At 64.9% G+C, this 20,552-nt stretch carries 17 protein-coding genes; 11 read left to right on the forward strand and 6 right to left on the reverse strand.

Going from position 1 to position 20,552, the window contains the following annotated elements; translation table 11 throughout:
- Window positions 1–14: 14 nt before the first annotated feature.
- On the reverse strand, window positions 15–746 hold the full coding sequence (locus tag MF134_RS13850) for a sulfite exporter TauE/SafE family protein (RefSeq protein WP_255340064.1): 732 nt from the start codon (window positions 744–746) through the stop codon (window positions 15–17).
- Window positions 747–922: 176 nt separating this feature from the next.
- On the opposite strand from MF134_RS13850, the gene MF134_RS13855 reads away from it, so the two are divergent.
- Window positions 923–2,245, forward strand: a complete 1,323-nt coding sequence (locus MF134_RS13855; RefSeq protein WP_255340065.1) for an aminotransferase class III-fold pyridoxal phosphate-dependent enzyme — start codon at window positions 923–925, stop codon at window positions 2,243–2,245.
- A gap of 121 nt (window positions 2,246–2,366) precedes the next feature.
- On the opposite strand, the gene MF134_RS13860 is transcribed toward MF134_RS13855, so the two are convergent.
- The 3 genes from MF134_RS13860 to MF134_RS13870 all read right to left on the reverse strand — a co-directional run bounded on the left by MF134_RS13860 (window position 2,367) and on the right by MF134_RS13870 (window position 6,512).
- Entirely contained in the window at window positions 2,367–3,617 is a 1,251-nt protein-coding gene (locus tag MF134_RS13860; protein WP_255340066.1) for an adenylate/guanylate cyclase domain-containing protein, read from the reverse strand.
- Window positions 3,618–4,029: 412 nt separating this feature from the next.
- Window positions 4,030–5,502, reverse strand: coding sequence for a MocR-like pyridoxine biosynthesis transcription factor PdxR (pdxR, locus tag MF134_RS13865; protein WP_255340067.1), 1,473 nt, complete (start codon window positions 5,500–5,502; stop codon window positions 4,030–4,032).
- An 80-nt stretch (window positions 5,503–5,582) separates the two neighbouring features.
- Entirely contained in the window at window positions 5,583–6,512 is a 930-nt protein-coding gene (locus MF134_RS13870; RefSeq protein ID WP_255340068.1) for a LysR family transcriptional regulator, read from the reverse strand.
- A gap of 117 nt (window positions 6,513–6,629) precedes the next feature.
- Here MF134_RS13870 and cuyA point away from each other — a divergent pair, with 117 nt between their 5' ends.
- The 6 genes from cuyA to MF134_RS13900 all read left to right on the forward strand — a co-directional run bounded on the left by cuyA (window position 6,630) and on the right by MF134_RS13900 (window position 12,714).
- On the forward strand, window positions 6,630–7,652 hold the full coding sequence (gene cuyA / locus MF134_RS13875) for a D-cysteate sulfo-lyase (RefSeq protein WP_255340069.1): 1,023 nt from the start codon (window positions 6,630–6,632) through the stop codon (window positions 7,650–7,652).
- Window positions 7,649–8,890 carry a DegT/DnrJ/EryC1/StrS family aminotransferase gene (locus MF134_RS13880; RefSeq protein WP_255340070.1) on the forward strand — a complete coding sequence of 414 codons (1,242 nt, stop codon included), beginning with the start codon at window positions 7,649–7,651 and terminating at the stop codon, window positions 8,888–8,890. The genes cuyA and MF134_RS13880 overlap by 4 nt, the downstream gene beginning before the upstream one ends.
- A 211-nt stretch (window positions 8,891–9,101) precedes the next feature.
- Window positions 9,102–10,100 carry a taurine ABC transporter substrate-binding protein gene (gene tauA / locus MF134_RS13885; protein WP_255340071.1) on the forward strand — a complete coding sequence of 333 codons (999 nt, stop codon included), beginning with the start codon at window positions 9,102–9,104 and terminating at the stop codon, window positions 10,098–10,100.
- 80 nt (window positions 10,101–10,180) lie between these two features.
- Window positions 10,181–10,966, forward strand: a complete 786-nt coding sequence (locus tag MF134_RS13890) for a taurine ABC transporter ATP-binding protein (RefSeq protein ID WP_255340072.1) — start codon at window positions 10,181–10,183, stop codon at window positions 10,964–10,966.
- Window positions 10,967–11,054: 88 nt separating this feature from the next.
- Window positions 11,055–11,879, forward strand: a complete 825-nt coding sequence (locus tag MF134_RS13895; RefSeq protein WP_255340149.1) for an ABC transporter permease subunit — start codon at window positions 11,055–11,057, stop codon at window positions 11,877–11,879.
- A gap of 46 nt (window positions 11,880–11,925) precedes the next feature.
- On the forward strand, window positions 11,926–12,714 hold the full coding sequence (locus MF134_RS13900; RefSeq protein ID WP_255340073.1) for an alpha/beta fold hydrolase: 789 nt from the start codon (window positions 11,926–11,928) through the stop codon (window positions 12,712–12,714).
- A 126-nt stretch (window positions 12,715–12,840) separates the two neighbouring features.
- Here MF134_RS13900 and MF134_RS13905 read toward each other — a convergent pair whose 3' ends face one another.
- The gene (locus tag MF134_RS13905) at window positions 12,841–13,875 is read right to left on the reverse strand and encodes a LacI family DNA-binding transcriptional regulator (protein WP_255340150.1); all 1,035 of its coding nucleotides are present in this window, start codon (window positions 13,873–13,875) and stop codon (window positions 12,841–12,843) included.
- A 152-nt stretch (window positions 13,876–14,027) separates the two neighbouring features.
- On the opposite strand from MF134_RS13905, the gene MF134_RS13910 reads away from it, so the two are divergent.
- The 4 genes from MF134_RS13910 to MF134_RS13925 all read left to right on the forward strand — a co-directional run bounded on the left by MF134_RS13910 (window position 14,028) and on the right by MF134_RS13925 (window position 19,471).
- Entirely contained in the window at window positions 14,028–15,056 is a 1,029-nt protein-coding gene (locus tag MF134_RS13910) for an ABC transporter substrate-binding protein (RefSeq protein ID WP_255340074.1), read from the forward strand.
- 281 nt (window positions 15,057–15,337) lie between these two features.
- Complete coding sequence (locus MF134_RS13915) at window positions 15,338–17,569, forward strand: ABC transporter permease (RefSeq protein WP_255340075.1); 2,232 nt, start codon at window positions 15,338–15,340, stop codon at window positions 17,567–17,569.
- Window positions 17,566–18,633, forward strand: a complete 1,068-nt coding sequence (locus MF134_RS13920) for an ABC transporter ATP-binding protein (protein ID WP_255340076.1) — start codon at window positions 17,566–17,568, stop codon at window positions 18,631–18,633. Before MF134_RS13915 ends, MF134_RS13920 begins: the two co-directional genes overlap by 4 nt.
- Window positions 18,634–18,670: 37 nt before the next feature.
- Entirely contained in the window at window positions 18,671–19,471 is an 801-nt protein-coding gene (locus tag MF134_RS13925; RefSeq protein ID WP_255340077.1) for an inositol monophosphatase family protein, read from the forward strand.
- Between the two features lie 100 nt (window positions 19,472–19,571).
- On the opposite strand, the gene MF134_RS13930 is transcribed toward MF134_RS13925, so the two are convergent.
- Window positions 19,572–20,399 (reverse strand): Rossmann-fold NAD(P)-binding domain-containing protein, encoded by an 828-nt coding sequence (locus tag MF134_RS13930; protein WP_255340078.1) that lies wholly within the window; start codon window positions 20,397–20,399, stop codon window positions 19,572–19,574.
- Between the last annotated feature and the right edge of the window lie 153 nt (window positions 20,400–20,552).

The following is a 20,552-nucleotide window of genomic DNA, read 5'->3' on the forward strand; positions in this document are numbered from 1 at the left end:
CGTCCTTCCGGTGATCAGCTCAGTGTGAGTGTGCGGGCGAGGCTCACAAGCGCGAGCAGCACGAGAAGCGCCGAGACCCCGCGCTTCCAGGCCTCGGGGCTCAGCCGCCCGTAGAAGCGCCGCCCGAGAAAGGTCCCGGCGGCAAGGGCGGGCAGCAGCATGAGGATAATCGTCAGGCTCGATGTCGGAAACAGGCCGAAGGCGAGGCGCGAGGCGATCGCCCCGCTATCGGTGACGGCGAAGATGATCGTCAGGAGCGCCCGGGCCTGAGCCGGGCTGCGGCCGCTCGCCATCAGCCATGCGACGACCAGTGTTCCGCCGACGGAAAAGGCCCCGATCATCGCGCCGGTCAGAAAGCTTGCACCGATCGCCGCGGCACGCGTGTCCACCCAGCGCCAGCGCACCTTGAAAAGGGCTGCGAGTGCCGAGACGAGCACCGCGAGATTGAGCCCGATCAGCGCCGGTCTCTGGGGCAGCAGGCTGAGGAGAAACACCCCGGCCAACGCCCCGACGAGCGCCGCAACGCCCAGCACCGCCGCCTCGCGCCAATCCAGTCCCTCCAGAATTCCGCCGCGAACCAGCAGCCCCGTCGCCACCAGATCGAGCACGAGAACGACCGTGCTTGCGAAGGTGGCCGGCCAGAATAGCGCGAAGAGGGGTGCTGCGAGGAGCGAGAAGCCAAAGCCGGTCGCGCCGCGAACGAAGGCGGCGGCGATGACGATCGGAAGGGCGAACAGGATCTCCACGCAAAACTCTCCAGCCGGATTCGCGGCGGACCATGTCCGGAGCGCCGGCCGCGCGACAGAGCCAGATGCGGCATTCGGTGGGGCCAGGCCTGGACCAGTCGAAACCTCCCGCTGGCTCTGTCGGCGGGCTGCCGTCCCGGCGTAACAGGGCTGATCTTCACCTGGAGGACAGCCCCATGCTGACGCGTTCGGTCAATATGAGCCACCACTGGCTCCCCTTCACCAACAACCGGATGTTCCGCGAGATGCCGCAGGTCTTCGCGCGGGCTAAGGGCGTCCATTATTTCACGCCCGAGGGCGACGACATTCTCGACGGATCGTCGGGCCTGTTCTGCTGCCCGGCCGGCCACGCCCGCCAGGAGATCGCCGATGCCGTCTCCGCCCAGCTGATGACACTCGACTACACCCCGCATTTCCAGAGGGCGGCGCCCGTTTCCTTCGAACTTGCCGAGCGGCTTGCCGCGATCCTGCCCGAAGGGCTCGACAGGGTGTTCTTCGCTTCCTCGGGCTCGGAAGCCGTCGACAGCGCGATGAAGATCTGCCTCGCCTATCACCGGGCGAAGGGCGAGGGGCAGCGCACCCGCTTCGTCTCGCGCAACTGGAGCTATCACGGCGTCAATCTCGGCGGCACGTCGCTCGCCGGCATGGTCAACAATCGCCGCGACTTTTCCGGCGTCACGGCCGACGTCGTCCATATGCGCCACACCTGGACCGAGGAGCAGCGCTTCACGCCCGGCCAGCCGGAGACCGGCGCCGAACTTGCCGATGATTTGGAAGAAATCTGCAAGACCTATGGCGCGGAAACGATCGCCGGCGTCTTCGTCGAGCCGATCGCCGGCTCCATCGGCACCATCGTCCCGCCGAAAGGCTATCTCGAACGGCTGAGAGCGATCGCCGACAAATACGGCATCCTGCTCGTCTTCGACGAGGTGATCACGGGCTTCGGCCGCACCGGCTCCGCCTTCGCCGCGCAGGAATTCAAGGTGACGCCCGATCTCGTCACCATGGCCAAGGCGCTCACCAACGGCGCGGTGCCGATGAGCGCGGTGGCGACGCGCACCGAAATCCAGGACACGGTGTTTGCCGCCGCCGGCGACAACGACCGGCCGGAGCTCTTCCACGGCTACACCTATTCCGCCCACCCGGTCGCCTGCGCGGCGGCGCTCGCCGCCCTGAACATCTATCGCGACGAGAAGCTCTTCGAGCGCGCCAAGGCGTTTTCGCCCACCTTCCTCGGCGCTGTCTTCGGCCTGCGTAACCTCGCCCAGGTGGTCGATCTCCGCGGCTACGGCATGATGTCGGGCATCCAGCTCAAACCCGGCGAAACGCCCGGCCAGAAGGGCTCGCTCGTCCAGCGCGCGCTGTTCGACGCAGGCCTCCACGTCAAGGCGACCGGCGACGCGGTGATCTTTGCGCCAGCCTTCGTCACCAGCGAGGACGAACTTGGTAAGATGATCGATATCCTGCGCAAGGTGCTGGGTCAGGCGGATCTGGGGTGATACGAGTCAGGTGAGGCCGGACGTCTGTGCCCTACGGCAGCGATGATGAGACTGAATCCGAGCCACCAATTAGCTACGTCGCGATCTCAGCCTCCCAATGCGTTACTGTCCGCCCCTGAAGTCACGCTGACGGTCTCTCAGGGACGAACTTTTTCTGCGTGAAGACCTCGATATGCTGGTTCGTTCCGGGCAAGGAGTGAGTGCCCAGGGACACGAGGGCTCCCTCGTGGTGGCCTTCGAATGACTCCGAAATGAGCAGCGGCGTATCGAGATCCTTGCAGAGCTTTTCGAGCCGCGTGACATGATTGACGGCCGGGCCGATCGTGGTGAAATCGAGCCTGACATCGGTTCCGACATTGCCGTACATGACCTGACCGCTGTGAAGTGCGATCCCGAACCTGATGGCGGGATCGCTGCTCTTGCGCCTGGAATTGGCCTTCTCGGCACGGGCAAAGGCTTCGTCGCTGGCCGTCAGGGCCGCGCGGCACATGTCGGCGGCCGGACGCGATTTCGGATCGACCGGAAAGATTGCCATGACCGCATCGCCGATGAATTTCAGCACTTCTCCGCCATGGTCCATCACGGCGCCGGCGACGCAATCGAAATACGTGTTGATCATGCAGAGATAGGCATCGAGCGGCAATTGCTCTGCCAGGTGCGACGAGCCCCTGAGGTCACTGTAGAAGAGAACGCATTCGATCGCCCCGCCATCGCCCCGCTCCACGATGCCGTCCAGAACCTGCCTTCCGGTGTAGTGGCCGAGATAGGCGTCGAGCAGTTCCTTGGACAGAAGATGGGTGATCGACGATTTGACGCTGATAGCGAGCGGACGCATCAGCGCGCGCACATATTCAATTTCAAGTTCAGCAAATCCGCCCACGCGCCGGGTCGAAATGCCCAGGATGACACCTTCCATACCCGGCGGAAGGTCACTCCAGAGCATGTCGGAGTGACGTCCGTAGGACTCGAACAACAGGAGGTAGTCGGTGATATCGTTCTTCCGAAAATGCTCGAAGATCGGGAAATCTGGCTCGACCTGCCCTTCTTCGAATCGGAAACGGTGAAAACTCACATTATTCTTGAGCGCCCAGAAAAAGGGTGAGTCCTGAAAGCTCTCGGTCGTCATGTCGCTGCGCGGCATCATCTGGCTGGCGACACGATCCTCGCGTGCGTGCCACACGACGTCGAGGGCGCCAAAGACCGGATGCAACATCAAGCCGCCAAGGCTGATCCGATCGATGGAAACGCCTCCTTCGATCAATCGTTGCCCGAACCCACGGACGATATCCTCGACTTTGGCGTCGTGAAGCCCCTGCTGCATCAACCATACGCCAAGTCCCTCGAAGAAAAGCGATATTGGAAACTGGGACATCGTCCTCCCCGCAATTATCTCGCTGGGCTTCGCTGATGGATGCGATGATTTCAGTTAGGTCAGGATAAGTGCTGAAACTCCAGTTTCATGAACAAGATCATCCCTGACAGCTGACAAAGAGCCAAGAAAGCAGCATCGCTACCATGAAAGACCATGTCAAATTTGCGGTGCCATGACCATTCATCTCGCTCGCCCTGATTGGCCGGGGACCGCGAGGAGATACCGACTACCCCGTCAAGCCGGGTTTGCTGCCAGACAGGCGCGTTCATGCCTGTGCAATGCTCACAGGAAGGCATGTCGTTGCGGAATCATGCTCCCGGCCTGCTAAAGATGCGCCGTTTGGCGCGATCTCGGCCGAGATCGAACGCGTGTCGTCCACCCCGCGTCTTTGAAACCGTCACAGGTTTCCGTTTCACCTCGCCACCGCGAGCGCCTCCTTCAGCCTCTCGATCCCCGGGCCGATCATCGCCGTTTCGATCGCTGCGAAGCCGAGCCTCAGATAGTTTTCGTGCGCGGCGCGTTCGCGAAAATGGACGTCGCCCGCCTCGACGTAGACCCCGCGCGCGGCGGCCTCCTCCTGAACCCGCCCGGCTGAGATGCCGTCGGGCAGGCGGAGCCAGACGGCCGAGCCGCCGGTCGTGATCGTTGCGGCGCAGTTGGGGAGTTGGCGTTCGATTTCGGTCAGCATGGTCGTCCAGCGCCGGGCGAGGACCTCCTGCTGGCGGCGGATATGGGCGTCGTAGTGGCCTTCGGAGAGGAACAGCGCCATGGCGCGTTGGTCCAGAGTCGAGGGGTGGCGGTAGTTCAGCCGGCGCAGCGCCCGCAGCTCCACGATGACCGGCGCCGGCGCGACCACGAAGCCGAGCCGGAGGCCGGGAAAGAGGGGCTTGGACAGGCTGCCGACATGCAGGATCCGGCCGGTCCGGTCGAGCGCCCGCAGCGCGTGCTGGCGCGGGCCGACATAGTTCAGCTCGTGCTCGTAGTCGTCCTCGATCACCAGACAGTCATGGCGCCGCGCGGCCTCCAGGAGCGCAAGCCGGCGCGGCATGGTCATCGTCACATTGGTCGGCGCCTGATGGCTCGGCGTGACATAGACGAGATCGCAGTCTGACAGTCGGTCGTCGACCCTCACGCCGCTGGCGTCGACCGGGAGGTCGACGATCTCGGCCCCTTCCAGTTCGAAGATGTTGCGGGCGTCGGCGTAGCCGGGATTTTCCATGCCGACCTTGACGTCAGGTCCGCACATAAGCCGGGCGAGGAGGGAGAGCGCGTTCTGTGCGCCGATCGTCACCAGGATTTCGTCCGGCGCCGCACTGAAGCCCCGACGGGGCAGCATGCGCCGAATGATCTGCTCGACCAGCGCCGGGTCGTCGGCATCGACCCGGTCGGTCATCCAGTGGCGAACATGCTCGGTGCGGCTGACCTGCCGCACGCAGTCGCGCCAACGGCTGAGCGAGGTCGGATCGGCGGCCACCTGCCCGTAAACGAAGGGGTAGGGATAGGGCTTCCAGTCGGTCGGCTTGCGGATGTTCGTCTGAAGCGACGGGCGGATGCGCATCCGCGCCAAGACATCGGGCGCCTTGTCCTTCGCATCGTGATCGGGCACCGCCGGGTGCGCCATGGCGCCGGCCTGATTGCGCAGGAACCGCTCGTCGACGAAGAAGCCGCGCCGGCCGACGGCTGTCAGATAGCCGTCCTCGGCCATGCGTTCATAGACGAGGGTGACCGTGTTGCGCGAGACCTTGAGCTGTTGGGCGAGAACGCGGGTGGCCGGCAGCGGCTCGTGGGGGGCGATCGCGCCGGACAGGATCGCATCGACGATCCGCGCCTGGATCTGCTGCTGCAGCGGCTCGCCCATATCGAGCGGCGTGGTCATGGGATCCATGGCAGCTCCATTGGGACGGGCCCCGAGAGGCATCGGTCCATATTGCGACGCAGCACTATAGGCGCGGCTCGGGGATCGCTTCAAATGCCTTCGGGCGAGGACTCCTCGACGGCCTTCCGTGCACTCTCGCGCAAAGCCTCCCAGACGCGGTTCACGGCCGTCGAGCGCGCTCCCGTCAGGCGCAGGGCGACGATGGTGAGCCGGGTCCGAGGCAGGACGTTGCCGAGATCGCTCAGCCTGCCGGCCGCCAGATCCTCCTCGACCAGGCTCTTCGGCAGCCATCCGACGCCGACGCCGTCCATGACCAGTTGTTTCATGGCGAGCGTCAGCGCCGTCTCGGCCCGCTTGCGCAGGAAGGAGGCGTTTGGAAAACGGGCGGCGATCTCCTGATTGAACACCTTTCCCAGAAAGACCTCGCTCGGATAGGCGACGATGGAGATCTCGCCGCGGGCATAGTCCTCGTTCAGGCGGGAAAGATGCGGCGTCGGGAAGACCGGCACGAGCATCTCCGGGCCGATCACCAGGCTTTCCAGATACTCGCCGCCGACTGGCAGAGGTTCGGTCGCGGATTCGTAGAGAAGCGCGATTTCAGCCTGCCGGGTCAGAAGCTGGGCGTAGCATTCGTCACGATTGGCCGATCTGAGGCGGATGTTGAGCGAGGGATCGGCAGACAGCGCCTTGACCAGCCCCGGCGCGACGGAGGTCGTCAGCGCGTGCTGGCTCGACAGGACGATGTGGTTCTGGACGGCCCGGTCCTGGCGGCGGAGGTCGTTCTCCAGATCGCGAAGCCCGGCGGCAAGTTCCTGCAGCCGCTCGCGCTGGTTCCGGACGCCAGCCTTCATCTGCGCCGGCTTGCGGGCCCGATCGAGGAGTTCGACGCCGAGATGCGCTTCGATTGCCATGATCCGGCGCGAAAAGGCGGGCTGGGTGACGAAGCGCTTCTGAGCGGCGGCGTTCAGCGACCCGGTGTCGAGAACCGCCAGCATATCCTCCAGCCATTCCAGTCGCATAAGGTGCGCCTCTCAATATGCAGAAGATGCATGATTACGGCGGAAATTTGCATTTGCACAAGGGCTTGCGATGGTGATGATCAGAAAGCGTGCAGTGTTTAGAAAAGCCGATCAGTTATGCAGTTGTCCCGCTTTCCCCGTCTTCGCTTCGCCCATCTGCCGACGCCGCTGGAGCGTCTGGATCGGCTGAGCGAAGCGCTCGGCGGCCCGGAAATCTGGATCAAGCGGGACGATTGCACGGGGCTTTCCACCGGCGGCAACAAGACCCGCAAGCTCGAATTTCTGATGGCCGAGGCGAAGGCGGAAGGCGCCGACATGGTGATGACCCAAGGGGCCACCCAGTCGAACCATGCCCGCCAGACGGCCGCTGCCGCAGCAAAGTTGGGCATGGCCTGTCATCTTCTGCTCGAGGATCGCACGGGATCGCGGGAGATGGACTACACCGCCAACGGCAACGTCCTTCTCGACGATCTCCACGGCGCGAGCCGCGAGAAACGGCCGGGCGGGCTCGATATGAACGCCGAAATGGAGGCGGTCGCCGAGCGGTTCCGCGCTGCAGGCCGGCGAGTCTACACCATCCCCGGCGGCGGCTCGAACCCGACCGGCGCGCTCGGCTATGTGAACTGTGCCCACGAACTGATGGGACAGGCGAATGATGCGGGGCTTGCAATCGATGCGCTGGTCCATGCGACCGGCAGCGCCGGCACCCAGGCCGGGCTCGTCGTCGGCCTCAAGGCGATGAACGCCGATGTGGCGCTGCTCGGGATCGGCGTTCGTGCGCCGAAGGCGAAACAGGAGGGAAACGTCTTCGCCCTTGCTCAGGCCACGGCCGAGAAGATCGGGCTCGCCGGTCTGGTCGAACGCGCCGATGTGGTCGCGAACACCGACTATGTAGGCGAGGGCTACGGAATCCCTGCACCGAGTACGATCGAGGCGATCCGCATGTTCGCCGAGCTCGAAGGCATCCTTCTCGATCCGGTCTATTCCGGAAAGGGCGCTGCCGGGCTGATCGACCTCGTCAGAAAGGGCGAGTTCGCCAAGGGACAGCGCGTCGTATTTCTGCACACCGGCGGTTCGGCCGCCCTGTTCGGGTATCGCGGAGCCTTCGACGGGCCTTCTTCTGCGGGCGAGGCGCGATGAGCGCCGCAAGCGATCCCATTCAGGCGCCTGCCGGGACGCCGGCCCGCTTCGAGCGGAGTTTCACCCAGCAGGAGCCGATTGCCGAGGATGCGATCGCGGCCGCCGTCGCGGTGCTGCGGTCGGGTCGTCTGCACCGCTACAACACGGTCGGTGACGAGCTGTCGCCTGCGGCCGAGCTGGAGCGGAACTTCGCCGCCTATCAGGGCGCACGCTACTGCCTTGCCTGCGCGTCCGGCGGCTATGCGCTGCAGATCGCCCTGCGGGCGGCGGGACTGAAAGCGGGTGAGCCGGTTCTGACCAACGCCTTCACTCTGGCCCCGGTGCCTGGCGCGATCGCGGCCGCCGGCGGCAGGCCTGTTCTGATCGAAATCACCGAAGACCTTGTAATCGACATCGACGATCTGGAGGCGAAGGCCAGGGCATCCGGCGCGCGCTTCCTGATGCTCTCCCACATGCGCGGCCATCTGGCGGATATGGAACGTCTGATGGCCCTTGCCGACCGGCTCGGCCTGATCGTGATCGAGGATTGCGCCCACACCATGGGCGCGGCGTGGAATGGCGTGAAAAGCGGCCGCTTCGGGCGGGCCGCCTGTTTCTCGACCCAGACGTACAAGCACATCAATTCCGGCGAAGGCGGACTTCTGACCTCCGACGACCCGGAGCTGATGGCTCGCGCCACGATCCTGTCGGGCTCCTACATGCTCTACAGATGCCATGGCGCGGGGCCGGCCGACGCGGAATTCGAGGAACTGCGCCTCGACACGCCGAACCAGTCCGGACGCATGGACAATCTGCGCGCCGCGATCCTCCTGCCGCAACTGGCCCGGCTCGACGAGAATGTCGAACGCTGGAACGAGCGCTATCGGGTCATCGAGGCACGGCTTCGGGAGGTATCCAGCCTCCATCTGCCCGTTCGCCCGGCACCTGAACATTATGTGGGCAGCTCGATCCAGTTTCTGGCACCCGGTATCGACGAGGCGCGAGCAGAGGCTTTTCTCGAAGCCACCCGGAAACTCGGCGTCGACCTCAAATGGTTCGGCGCCGCCGCGCCGGTCGCCTTCACCAGCAGCCACAAGAGCTGGCGCTATGTCGACCCGCAGCTCCTGCCGCGCACCGATGCGGTCCTCGCCGGGCTGTTCGATATGCGAATTCCGCTGACCTTCAGCCTCGACGATTACCGGCATGTGGCGGAAATCATCGCGGTGTCGGCTCAGATGCTCGCTTCGGAGGTGCCGTGATGGCACGTGGTTACGCCTCTCATCTCTTCCCGGGGCCCAGAATTGCTCCCCCATGTCCTGCCTTTGCCCTTTGCGTCGTCTCTCGGCGCTTGGCCCATTGGCACGGCACGAACCTTGCTTGCCGAAAGGGCGAAGGCGCCGGACGGCCAAGCGCACCGAACACCTCCTCCACGGAGGTGCGTGTCCATCCAGCCAACGAGTGGAGACCAGCATGATCAAGAAACTAGCATCCATCCTCCTGGCGGGCATGGCCGTTTCGGCCATTGCCACGGGGCCTGCGGCCGCGCAGGAGACCGTGATCGTCGGCCATTTCGGCAACCCGACGCCTGATCAGGTGGCGGCTGCTGACGGCAAGTTCGAGGAAGCGACCGGCTGGAACATCGAATGGCGGAAATTCGCCGCCGGGACCGACGTCATCGCCGCCATGGCCTCCGGCGACGTCAACGTTGCGGCCCTTGGCTCCTCGCCTCTGGCGATCGCCGCCAGCCAGGGTGTCGAACTGCAGATGTTCATGGTGGCCGAAGTCATCGGCACGGCGGAATCGCTCATCGTGCGCAACGGGTCCGGGATCGAATCCCTGGAGGATCTCGAGGGCAAGCGGATCGGCGTTCCGATCGGCTCCACGGCCCACTTCTCGCTGATGGGGGCACTCGACCATGCCGGGATCGATCCCTCCGAGATCACGATCATGAACATGCCGCCGGATCAGATCGTCGCCGCCTGGCAGCAGGACGCGATCGATGCCGGCTTCATCTGGGAGCCGGCCCAGTCCAGCCTGATGGAAAACGGCAGCCGACTGGTCGGTGCGGGCGAGACTGCCGAATGGGGTTATCCGACCTTCGACGGCTGGGTTGTCAACAAGGCCTTCGCCGAAGCCAACCGCGACGCCATGGTGGCCTTCACCAAGACCATGGCCGAAGCCAACGACGCCTATCTCGCTGACACCGCGGCGTGGAACGCCGAAAGCGAGCCGGTCAAGGTGATCGCCGAGCGCACCGGCGCCGCGCCCGACCAGGTGCCGGCGGTGCTGGGTGGCTATACCTTCATCCCGCTCGACGAACAGGTTTCGAGCGGCTGGCTGGGCGAGAAGGGGGCCGAGGCGATGAAGTCGACGGCGGAGTTCCTGAAGTCAGCCGGCCGGATCGACACGGTCGCCGAGGACTACATGCCCTTCGTCACCGACGAATATGCCAAGGCTGCGATGGAATAATATCGTTTGCAGGATGAGTGCGCCGCCGCGAAGCTGGCGGCGCATTCGCACGATCGGGAAATCGGCTTGGGGCGCACGCCATGGCACTCGAAATCAGTCAGGCTTCGGTGGAATTTCCAGCGGCGAACGGCCGGCCGCCGGTCGAGGCGCTGCGGCGGGTCGACCTGACCATCGAACCCGGAGACTTCACCGTCGCGCTGGGCGCTTCGGGATGTGGCAAGTCGACCCTTCTGAACCTGATTGCCGGTTTCCTGGCCCCGTCCTCCGGCGACATCCGCCTCGACGGCGCGGCGGTCGAGGGCCCGAGCGCCGATCGCTCGGTGGTATTCCAGAAACATGCCCTCCTGCCCTGGCTGAATGTCATTGACAACGTCGCCTTCGGGCTCAAGCTTCAGGGCACGCCCAAGGAACAGCGCTACGAGGTCGCGGAAAAGTTCATCGGCCTGCTGGGGCTGGCCGGATTCGAGAAGTCACCGGTCTATTCGCTCTCCGGCGGCATGCAGCAGCGCGTCGGGATCGCGCGGGCGCTCACCTGCGATCCCAAGCTCCTGCTCATGGACGAGCCGCTCGGCGCGCTTGATGCGCTGACGCGAGAACGGGCGCAGGAACTGATCCTCAGGATCTGGAAGGACACCGGCAAGTCGGTGTTCTTCATCACCCACAGCGTCGAAGAGGCGCTGTTCATGGGGACGAGGCTGATCGTCATGTCGCCGCGTCCCGGCCGCATCGCCCACACCTTCGATCTGCCCTTCTCGCAGCGCTTCTGCGACGGCGAGCCGGCGCGCCAGATCAAGGCATCCTCGGATTTCGTCTCGCTGCGCGAAGAGGTGCTCGCCATCATCTTCGCCGACGAGGAAGAAGAATGATCGTCACGCCAGCCAGCGAAGGTTTCGCACCATGACCGATCACATCTCGACCAAGGCACCGGCCTGGCGCCAGACGGTGGGCGGCTGGATGGCGCAGTTCTCGCGCAGCCGTCCCACGCGGCCGGGCGAAACCTATGGCGTGCCCGGCCAGGGCGAGACCGTCGTTCTGAGCCTCGCGACGATCGCCGCCTTCATCTTCGTCTGGTGGCTGGTGACGGCGCTGGGGCTTGTGAAACCGCTCTTCGTGCCGTCCCCGCAGGCAATCCTGTCGAAGTTCGTCGACATATTGACCGCCGGCTTCACGGGCACGCCGCTCTGGGAGCATGCCGGCATCTCCGCGGCGCGCGTCTTCGGGGCGTTTCTTCTGGCCTGCGCCATCGGGGTGCCGTTGGGGCTGGCCATGGGCATGAGCCCGCTCGTGCGGGGCATCTTCGATCCTCCGATCGAGTTTTACCGGCCGATCCCGCCGCTCGCCTATCTGCCCTTGATGATCATCTGGTTCGGCATCGGTGAAGTGTCGAAGGTGCTCCTCATCTTCCTCTCGGTCTTCGCCCCGGTGGCTCTCGGTGCCAAGGCGGGCGTGCGATCCGCCGCGATCGAGCAGATTCACGCTGCCTACTCCTTTGGCGCCTCGCGCTGGCAGGTCCTGCGCTATGTCATCCTGCCTTCGGCCCTGCCGGAGATCCTCACCGCCATGCGGATCGGCATCGGCTTCGGCTGGACGACGCTGGTCGCTGCCGAAATGGTCGCCGCCACCAAGGGCATCGGCTACATGGTGCTGACGGCTTCGCAGTTCCTGCAGACTGCGACAGTCATCATGGGCATCATCGTGATCGCGGCGATCGCCTACGCCTTCGACCTCCTGATGCGCTTCATCGAGCGACGCGTCGTGCCCTGGAAGGGCCGGATGTAGGCCGCAGGCAACCGGGACGGGGTGCCGTGACTGAGATGGCGGTTCGATGAGCACTGCCGCTCTCCAGCCGCTCGGTTCGTTCAGCCGGGCCGGCCACGGGTCGACCGTGGTCCTCGTCCATGGCTATCTCGGCGGCGCCGCGATGTGGCGCAATCAGATCGAGCGGTTTTCCGACATGTTCGACGTGATCGCGCCGGATCTGGCGGGTTTCGGCGAAGCGCATGCAGAAGCGAGTCCGGATCGGATCGAAGCCCATGCGGAGTTCGTCCTCGATCTTCTGTCGCGGCTGGGCATCGAGCGGTTCGATCTCGTCGGTCATTCCATGGGCGGCATGATCGTGCAGGAGATGGCGCGCATGGCGCCCGAGCGAATTTCCCGTCTCGTTCTTTATGGCACCGGCCCACGTGGCGTCATGCCGGATCGGTTCGAGCCGATCGAAACCTCTCGGCAGCGCATGCGTAGGGACGGCGTCGCCGCGACCGCCCGCCGGATCGCCGCGACATGGTTCCGCGACGGGGCGAATGCGCCCGCCTATCCGCTGTGCGCCGAGCTGGGCGCCCGCGTTTCGGTCGAGACGGCCATTGCAGGACTGGACGCGATGGAAGCCTGGGACGGCCGGGCCGGGCTTGCCGAGATCACCATGCCGACCCTGGTCCTTTGGGGCGACGGCGATCGCTCCTATGCCTGGCCGCAGCCGGAAGCGCTCTGGCGCGGGATTGCCGGTAGTCGGCTCGCGGTGGTGCCAGGCTGCGCCCACAACGTCCATCAGGAAAAGCCTTCGCTCTTCAATGCGCTGATCGCAGATTTTCTGGGTGTCGTCGGGCGTTCAGTCTGACGGACACTCCCGGAACTGAGACTTGTCGTTCTCCATTGTGCGGATGCCTTGCCGGCCTTGCGGATGCGCATTGCGCGGAAAGGTCCGGCGACACCCACCGCCTCTGCCGCGACGGGCACGTCTTTCTCAGTCCTGGCTCCGCGCCGCCCGGACGCTACGCCGCCAGATGAAGGAGGCATGCAAGGCGGTGCGTCCGCCTTCGAACGCGTCTTCGAGACACAGAGTGGTCACCGTCTCGGCAATGGCTTCGACCGGCTGGGCGAAGGTCGTGAGATCGTAGGAGGCCCACCCGGCCTGCTCGATGTCGTCGAAGCCGATGACGCAGAGATCTTCCGGCACCCGGAGCCCGAATTCCTTGCGCGCGCCGTCCATCAGGCCGCAGGCCAGCAGATCAGTGACGCAGAACACGCCGTCAGGCCGATCACGACCGGCAAACAGCGCGACCGCGCCCTGGTAGCCACTCTCATAGTTTGTCGGGCCCTTGCCGTAGCTCATGATTTCCAGGCCGGCCGAACGTGCCTCTTCGACGAAGGCCCGCTCGCGTGTCATGAGGCTTGGCGTGCCGGCAGCGGATGAGACCAGAGCCAGACGGCGGCAGCCCGCCCTCAGAAAGGCGTGGAGCGCGGTCCGTGCCGATTCCGCATTGTCGAGGCCGATGTGGTGGCAGCCTTCGACGGTTTCGTCGCGATTGTTGAGGATCAGGCGCTGGCCGCTCTCGACGCAGGTGGCGATGATCGATGGCGACGGCGCCCCCGACAGCACGAGCGTCGCATCGGCCCGATAATGCAGCGCCTGACGCAGCGCATGTTCGACCCCCTTCTCGGGGGCGGCGGTGTTGACGATCATCGTCACCATGCCGGCGTTCTGGAGTTTCTGCGACACTTCCATCACCAGCCGAGACTGGAACGGCGTGCTGATATCGGCGACGACGATGCAGACGATCCCGGTGCGCTGCCCCAACAGACCGCGCGCCAGATGATTGACGTGATAGCCCAGCATCTCTGCCGCCTTGAGCACGCGTTCCCTTGTGGCGGGTGCGACACTGGCTCCGGGTGTGAAGGTTCGCGAGACGGCGGAACGGGAAACACCCGCGAGATCGGCGACCTGCTGCGCCGAAACGAAACCCGCGGGCGTTTTCCGATCCTCCTGCCGGGCTTTCAGCGCAGCCTCCAAAGTCGTTTTGTGCACATGCGTGCAATCAATTGTGCGGCGCCAAACTGGACCGGACGCAGTTGACAACGAATAATCAGGTGCGTCAAGTTGCACAGGTGTGCATTGGAGGATGCGCCAGACACGAGGTATGGGAGGATCACATGCCCTTTCGCAAGACACTTGCCGCAACGCTTCTTTCGGCGGCGGCCCTCTTCACCCTGCCGGCCCAGGCGGCCGGTCAGCTCAATCTCGTCTGCGCGGCGGACGTGAAGTGGTGCGAGCTGATGGAGAACGAGTTCGAGGCCGAGCACGATATCGACGTGAACATGGTTCGCATGAGCTCCGGTGAGGCTTATGCCCGCATCCGGGCCGAGGCGCGCAACCCGAAAACCGACATCTGGTGGGGCGGCACGGGCGATCCGCATCTCCAGGCGGCGTCCGAAGGGCTGACCGCCGAGTATCAGTCGCCGAAGCTGGAGGAGCTTCTGCCCTGGGCGAAGAACCAGGCCGAGGTTTCCGGCTATCGTACCGTCGGCATCTACTCCGGCGCGCTCGGCTGGGGCTACAACACCGAGATCCTGGGCGAGAAGAACATCGAACCGCCGAAATGCTGGGCCGATCTGACGGACGAGCGTTTCAAGGGCGAGATCCAGATCGCCAATCCGAATTCGTCCGGCACGGCCTACACGACGCTCGCGACGCTCGTGCAGCTGATGGGCGAGGACGAGGCGTTCGAGTTCCTGAAGAAGATGAACGCCAATGTCAGCCAGTACACCAAGTCGGGCTCGGCGCCGGTGAAATCCGCCGCGCGTGGTGAGAATGGCATCGGCATCGTCTTCATGCACGACGCCGTCGCCATGACCGTGCAGGGCTTCCCGGTGAAGACCGTGGCACCTTGCGAAGGCACCGGCTACGAGGTCGGCTCCATGTCGATCGTCGAGGGCGCACGCAACATGGAAAACGCCAAGATCTTCTATGATTGGGCGCTGTCTGCGGAGGTGCAGTCCAAGGCCGAGCAAGCGGATTCCTATCAGCTTCCCTCCAATGCCAACGCCAGCGTGCCGGAGGCGGCGCCGAAGCTCGAAGAGATCAAGCTGATCGACTACGACTTCGCCAAATACGGCGATCCGCAAACGCGCAAGGCGCTTCTGGAGCGTTGGGACAGCGAGATCGGCGCGATCGCCAACTGATCGGGCGAGAGGGCCGCGGGCGGGGAAATCTCCGCCCGCACTATGGGGCCGCTGTCATCGCCCGCATCCAAAGGGCGTGATGGGCGGTCTACTCACGGATCGGCGCTTTCGATCGTGCACTCTTTCGCATGCGGCTGAGCCGTGGCGTGCGGCGGTCTTGCCGGGTTCTGTCCGTGTCCTGCCGGATCGTGACGTCACACCCGGGCTCCGTCTTTTCCATGCCGAAGGTCCGCCATGTGGCGCGCGTTCGGCCGACCACATTCCGATGAGGGGGAGGAACCATGCAGCGGCGCGACCGGCGTCTCCTGATTGCAGGCTGTCTCGCCTTGGCCGGCCTGTTCGTCGTGCCGTGGTACAATTTCTATCCGGGACTGCTTTCCACCGAATGGCTCGGCTCCTTTCCGCTCGGAGCCGATGTCGCGCCGGCCGTGGTGCAGCTCTTCGAAGTCGGCCGATGGTGGCTTCTGCCTTATGTTGTTCCGGTCATCCTGGCGGGGCTCGCCTTCGCGACCTCGGACCAGACGAAACGCGCCAATCTCCTGATCTGGGCAGGGGCGATCGGCATCAGCTGGTTTCTTCTGGAAGGCTTCTCGATCGGCCTGCGGGGTTGGAACTTCTCGTTTCTTGCAGCCATCTTCCGCGACCTCCCCGAGGGCCAGTCGGCGAAGGGACTTGGCGGCGGCCTCTTCGCCCTGGCGAGCCTTCTCCTCTTGAGTTTCGGCCTCGCGGAGCGCGGAGCCATGCGCGGCGATGCCTTCATCGTCGGCGCCATCATCATCCTGATCGCCCTCGTTGCGACATTCGTGATCTACCCGATCGCCAGTATCTTCATCGGCGCGTTCCAGACCTTCACCGGCGCATTCGACTCGACGGCCTTCGTCCGCAACATCACCGATCCGGCGATCTGGTCGCTCGATTGCCTGGTGGGGCCGCGTTCCTGCGGTGTCGCCTGGCGAACCCTGACGCTGGCACTTTGCACGGCGGCCGGGACCACCGTGCTCGGCCTTGCCTTCGCGCTCGTCGCGACGCGCACGCGCTTCCCCTTCAAGCGCGGCCTGCGCCTGATCACGGTCCTGCCGATCATCACCCCGCCCTTCGTCATCGGCCTCGCTCTCATCCTGCTTTTCGGCCGCTCGGGCGTGATCACTGAATTCGTCGCCGATCTGCTCGGGCTCGAGGCCGGGCGCTGGCTCTATGGGCTGACGGGTATCTGGATCGCCCAGATGCTCTCCTTCACGCCGATCGCCTTCCTGGTGCTGATCGGTGTTGTGGAAGGCGTGAGTCCCGCCATGGAAGAGGCCTCCCAGACACTGCGCGCCGATCGCTCGCGAACCTTCTGGACGGTTTCCCTGCCGCTCATGCGCTCCGGCATCGCCAACGCCTTTCTCATTGGCTTCATTGAGAGCATGGCGGATTTCGGCAATCCCCTGGTCCTGGGCGCAAGCCAGGGCGTCCTGTCGACCGAAATCTTCTTCGCTGTCGTCGGCGCCCAGAACGATCCGGCGCGCGCCGCCGTGCTGGCGCTCGTGCTTCTCACCTTCACCCTGACAGCCTTCTTCATCCAGCGGGCCTGGCTGAAGGGCAAGGACTTCACCACCATCACCGGCAAGGCCGATTCCGGCATCCATGCCGGCCTGTCCCCGCAAATGGCCGCGACCTGCTACGCGCTGGTCGTCCCATGGCTGATCTTCACGCTGACGGTCTATGCGATGATCATGTTCGGCGGCTTCGTGCGGACCTGGGGTCTCGACCACACCTTCACACTGGAGCATTTCGCCCAGGCCTTTTCCGTGGTCGTCGACGCGAGCGGCATCCGCTGGACAGGCGTCGCCTGGGATTCCTTCTGGACGACGATGGAGATCGCAGCCCTTGCGGCGCCGCTGACAGCGGCCGTCGGCCTGCTGGCGGCCTATCTGATCGTCAGACAGAAATTCTGGGGCAAGCAGGTCTTCGAATTTGCCCTGATGCTCAGCTTCGCCATCCCCGGCACGGTCATCGGCATCAGCTATGTTCTGGCCTTCAACCTGCCGCCGATCGAACTCACCGGCACGGCCGCGATCCTCGTCATCTGCTTTGTCTTCCGCAACATGCCGGTGGGCGTTCGCGGCGGCATTGCGGCGATGAGCCAGCTCGACAAGAGCCTCGACGAGGCTTCGCTGACGCTGGGTGCACGTTCTTCCACGACGCTGCGCCGGGTGATCCTGCCGCTTCTGCGGCCGGCGATCTTCTCCGCACTCGTCTACAGCTTCGTGCGTTCCATCACCTCGATCAGCGCCGTGATCTTCCTGGTCAGCGCCCAATACAACATGGCGACCGCCTATATCGTCGGGCTGGTCGAGAACGGCGAATATGGTGTCGCGATCGCCTATTCGGCAGCCCTCATCGTTGTGATGATCGGCATCATCGCCAGCTTCCAGCTCCTCGTCGGCCGCAGGCGTCTCAGGCGCGAGGATCGCGTTGCCCAGAGAAAGGCCGGCGCCGTTGCCGCTACCCCAAGGGAGAGGACCATATGAGCTTCGAGATCCGGCCGGGCGCCGTCCGCTTCGTGGGCATCCGCAAGGCCTTCGGCGACTTCGTGGCGATACGCGATCTGAACCTCGAGATCGAGGCGGGCCAGCTCGTCACCCTCCTCGGCCCGTCCGGCTGCGGCAAGACGACGACGCTCAGAATGCTCGCAGGCCTCGAGCAGCCGACCGCCGGCAGGATCCTGATCGGCGGCAGGGACGTGACGACCTTTCCGGCCAATGAGCGGGACGTCTCGATGGTCTTTCAGTCCTATGCCCTCTTTCCGCACATGACCGTCGGCGAAAACGTCGCCTACGGCCTCGTCTCGACCGGCGTCGGCAAGAAGGATGCAGCAGCGCGTGCCGAGGATGCGCTCGAACTGGTCGGCCTCGGTGGCTTCGCCAAGCGCCTGCCGAGCGAGCTTTCCGGCGGCCAGCAGCAGCGTGTCGCCGTCGCCCGCGCCCTCGTTCTGGAGCCGCAGGTGCTGCTTCTTGACGAGCCGCTCTCCAATCTCGATGCAAGGCTTCGCCGGCAGGTGCGCACGGAGATCCGTGAGCTTCAGCAACGGCTCGGTTTCACGGCCGTCTACGTGACCCACGACCAGGAGGAGGCACTTGCCGTCTCGGATCGCATCGTCGTCATGGCCGACGGCGAGATCGCCCAGATCGGCACGCCGCGCGAACTTTATGAAGAGCCGGCTTCCGCTTTCATTGCGGACTTCATCGGCGAGGCCAATGTCGTGCCCTGCACGGTGACGACCGTCGAAGCCGGTATCGCCCATTTCAACATCGAATCGTTGAGCCATTCGGCCCCGTCGCACCGCGCGACACCGGGAAAGGCGCAACTCGCGGTGCGCCCGAACGCCATTCGGATCGGCGAGCCGGGCAGCGATCCAGGGTTGCAAGGTCGGATCATGAGCGCGGCCTATCTCGGCGATCATGTCGAATACGAGATCGAGACACCTGTCGGAAGACTGTTCGCCATCGATCCCGCAGTGGAGCGCATTCACCCGGTCGAATCGGAGGTCCGCCTCAGCCTGCGCAATCGCGGCGTCGCGGTCATTCCCCAGTGAGATCATTCATACGCGTTTCAGAAAGAGCAACTCGCCGATGACCAGCCCGGACCCCGCCGCCGAACGCTTCGCCCTGGCGCAGACCATCGCCGAGAGCGCGGGAAAACTGGCGCTCGACTATTTTCGCCATCCCGAGCGGCTTCGCATCGAGGCGAAGGTCAATGCGCAGGACATGGTCTCCCAGGCCGACCGGGAGGTCGAGGAATTGATCCGGGCCGGCATCGCCGATCGGTTTCCCGAAGACCGCATCATTGGCGAGGAGTTCGGCTTCGACCGGAAGCAGTCGGACTATACGTGGGTGATCGATCCGATCGACGGGACGAGCCCTTTCGTCAATGGCATCCCCGCCTGGTGCGTGTCGATCGCGCTGATCAGCGGCGAGCGCCATGTGGCGGGCGTCATCTTCGCGCCCTGCACCGGCGAACTCTACGCCGCGCGGGCAGGCCATGGCGCGACGATGAACGGCCGCGCGCTCTCCGTTGCCAAGGATGCGACGCTTGCCGATGGCCTCATGGGGCTCGGTGCGAACCACCGCGTGCCCGCCCGGGCGGTTTCGGAATTCGTGCGCTTGCTCCTGGAGCATGGCGGCATGTTCACCCGCAACGGCTCCGGCGCGCTGATGCTGGCCTATGTCGCGGCGGGTCGGCTTGCAGCCTACTACGAGCCCCACATCAATGCCTGGGACTGCCTCGCTGGTCTCTGCCTCGTGCGCGAGGCAGGAGGCTGGACGAACGACTTCTTCGCGGAATCAGGTCTTGAGAAAGGCGGCCGGGTGATTGCAGCTGCGCAGAAGGCGAAGGAGCCGCTCCTGAAGCTGATCGAGGCGAGTGGGGCCTGAAGCTTCGCACGCGAACGCGTCTGCCCCTCCGCGGCTTTTTCTGTCGCGACCATTCTCCCGGGCCGCGCTCGACAAAGAAGGCGCACCGAGGCAATGGCGTTCAGGCTGCAACAGCCCAGGCACCGGACCGGGCGGCTTGCTGTGCAAACTCGGCGAAGTCGCGCGGTGGGCGGCGCAACGCGCGCATCACCCCGTCGGTGAGATGTGCGTTGCGCCCGTCGAGCGTTTCGCGGGCGATGGCGGTGAAGACGTCCGCCACGAACTCTCCGCCCGATTGGGCGATGGCGGCGTGGAAATCCTCGAAGCTGATCGGAATATGCCGGATCGGCCGGCCGATGGCCGAGGACAGCTCCGTTGCCATGTCGGCGAAGGTCAACAGGCGGGGTCCGGTCACCTCGTACAACTCCCCCTCGTGTCCCTCTTCGGTCAGAGCCGCCACGGCAATATCGGCGATGTCGTCGACATCGATGATCGGCTCGGGCGTGTCGCCGCCTGGCATCGGCAGAACGCCGTCCAGGATCGGGGCGCGCAGGTAGCCTTCGGAGAAGTTCTGCGCAAACCATGCGGAACGCACGATGGTGAAGCCGAGGTTTGAAGCGCGGACGACGTCCTCGCCCTGCCGAGCGTGATGCTCGCTTCGGCCGGAGAGCAGGACGAGACGCTCGACACCCGCGGCTTTCGCAGCCTCGCAGAGCGCGCCGAGCTTCTCGATGGCTCCCGGGAAGGCGAGGTCCGGAAAGTAGGTGACATAAGCGGATCCGACCCCGTCCAGGGTGGCCGCCCATGTGTCGGGTGCCTCCCAGTCGAACGGTGTCTCGGATTGGCGCGAGCCGAGCCTTACGGCATGGCCGCCCGCGGCGAGCCGGGTGGCGACGCGCGAGCCGGTCTTGCCGGTTGCGCCGATGACGAGGATGGGTTTCGGTTGCATGGTCGGTCTCCCTGCGCTGGGATGGTGGTCTGGAAAAGACGCGAGTCTGGAAAGGGCGAGGCCTGATCGCACATGCCCCATCCAACGCTTTGGCCGTTTCTGCCAGAGAAGTTGTTCGGCGCCTGATCCGCTCATGCGCCAAATGGGCTTCGC

The organism is Jiella marina (genome assembly GCF_024359545.1).
GTDB lineage: Bacteria > Pseudomonadota > Alphaproteobacteria > Rhizobiales > Rhizobiaceae > Jiella.

Excerpts from the sequence above, each read along its gene's own strand:
- MF134_RS13920 (WP_255340076.1), top strand. The coding sequence starts at position 17,566 with ATGAGCTTCGAGATCCGGCCGGGCGCCGTCCGCTTCGTGGGCATCCGC.
- tauA (WP_255340071.1), top strand. The coding sequence starts at position 9,102 with ATGATCAAGAAACTAGCATCCATCCTCCTGGCGGGCATGGCCGTTTCG.
- MF134_RS13890 (WP_255340072.1), top strand. The coding sequence starts at position 10,181 with ATGGCACTCGAAATCAGTCAGGCTTCGGTGGAATTTCCAGCGGCGAAC.
- MF134_RS13900 (WP_255340073.1), top strand. The coding sequence starts at position 11,926 with ATGAGCACTGCCGCTCTCCAGCCGCTCGGTTCGTTCAGCCGGGCCGGC.
- MF134_RS13915 (WP_255340075.1), top strand. The coding sequence starts at position 15,338 with ATGCAGCGGCGCGACCGGCGTCTCCTGATTGCAGGCTGTCTCGCCTTG.
- MF134_RS13930 (WP_255340078.1), bottom strand. The coding sequence starts at position 20,399 with ATGCAACCGAAACCCATCCTCGTCATCGGCGCAACCGGCAAGACCGGC.
- MF134_RS13860 (WP_255340066.1), bottom strand. The coding sequence starts at position 3,617 with ATGTCCCAGTTTCCAATATCGCTTTTCTTCGAGGGACTTGGCGTATGG.
- MF134_RS13880 (WP_255340070.1), top strand. The coding sequence starts at position 7,649 with ATGAGCGCCGCAAGCGATCCCATTCAGGCGCCTGCCGGGACGCCGGCC.
- MF134_RS13870 (WP_255340068.1), bottom strand. The coding sequence starts at position 6,512 with ATGCGACTGGAATGGCTGGAGGATATGCTGGCGGTTCTCGACACCGGG.
- cuyA (WP_255340069.1), top strand. The coding sequence starts at position 6,630 with ATGCAGTTGTCCCGCTTTCCCCGTCTTCGCTTCGCCCATCTGCCGACG.
- pdxR (WP_255340067.1), bottom strand. The coding sequence starts at position 5,502 with ATGGATCCCATGACCACGCCGCTCGATATGGGCGAGCCGCTGCAGCAG.
- MF134_RS13895 (WP_255340149.1), top strand. The coding sequence starts at position 11,055 with ATGGCGCAGTTCTCGCGCAGCCGTCCCACGCGGCCGGGCGAAACCTAT.
- MF134_RS13910 (WP_255340074.1), top strand. The coding sequence starts at position 14,028 with ATGCCCTTTCGCAAGACACTTGCCGCAACGCTTCTTTCGGCGGCGGCC.
- MF134_RS13855 (WP_255340065.1), top strand. The coding sequence starts at position 923 with ATGCTGACGCGTTCGGTCAATATGAGCCACCACTGGCTCCCCTTCACC.
- MF134_RS13925 (WP_255340077.1), top strand. The coding sequence starts at position 18,671 with ATGACCAGCCCGGACCCCGCCGCCGAACGCTTCGCCCTGGCGCAGACC.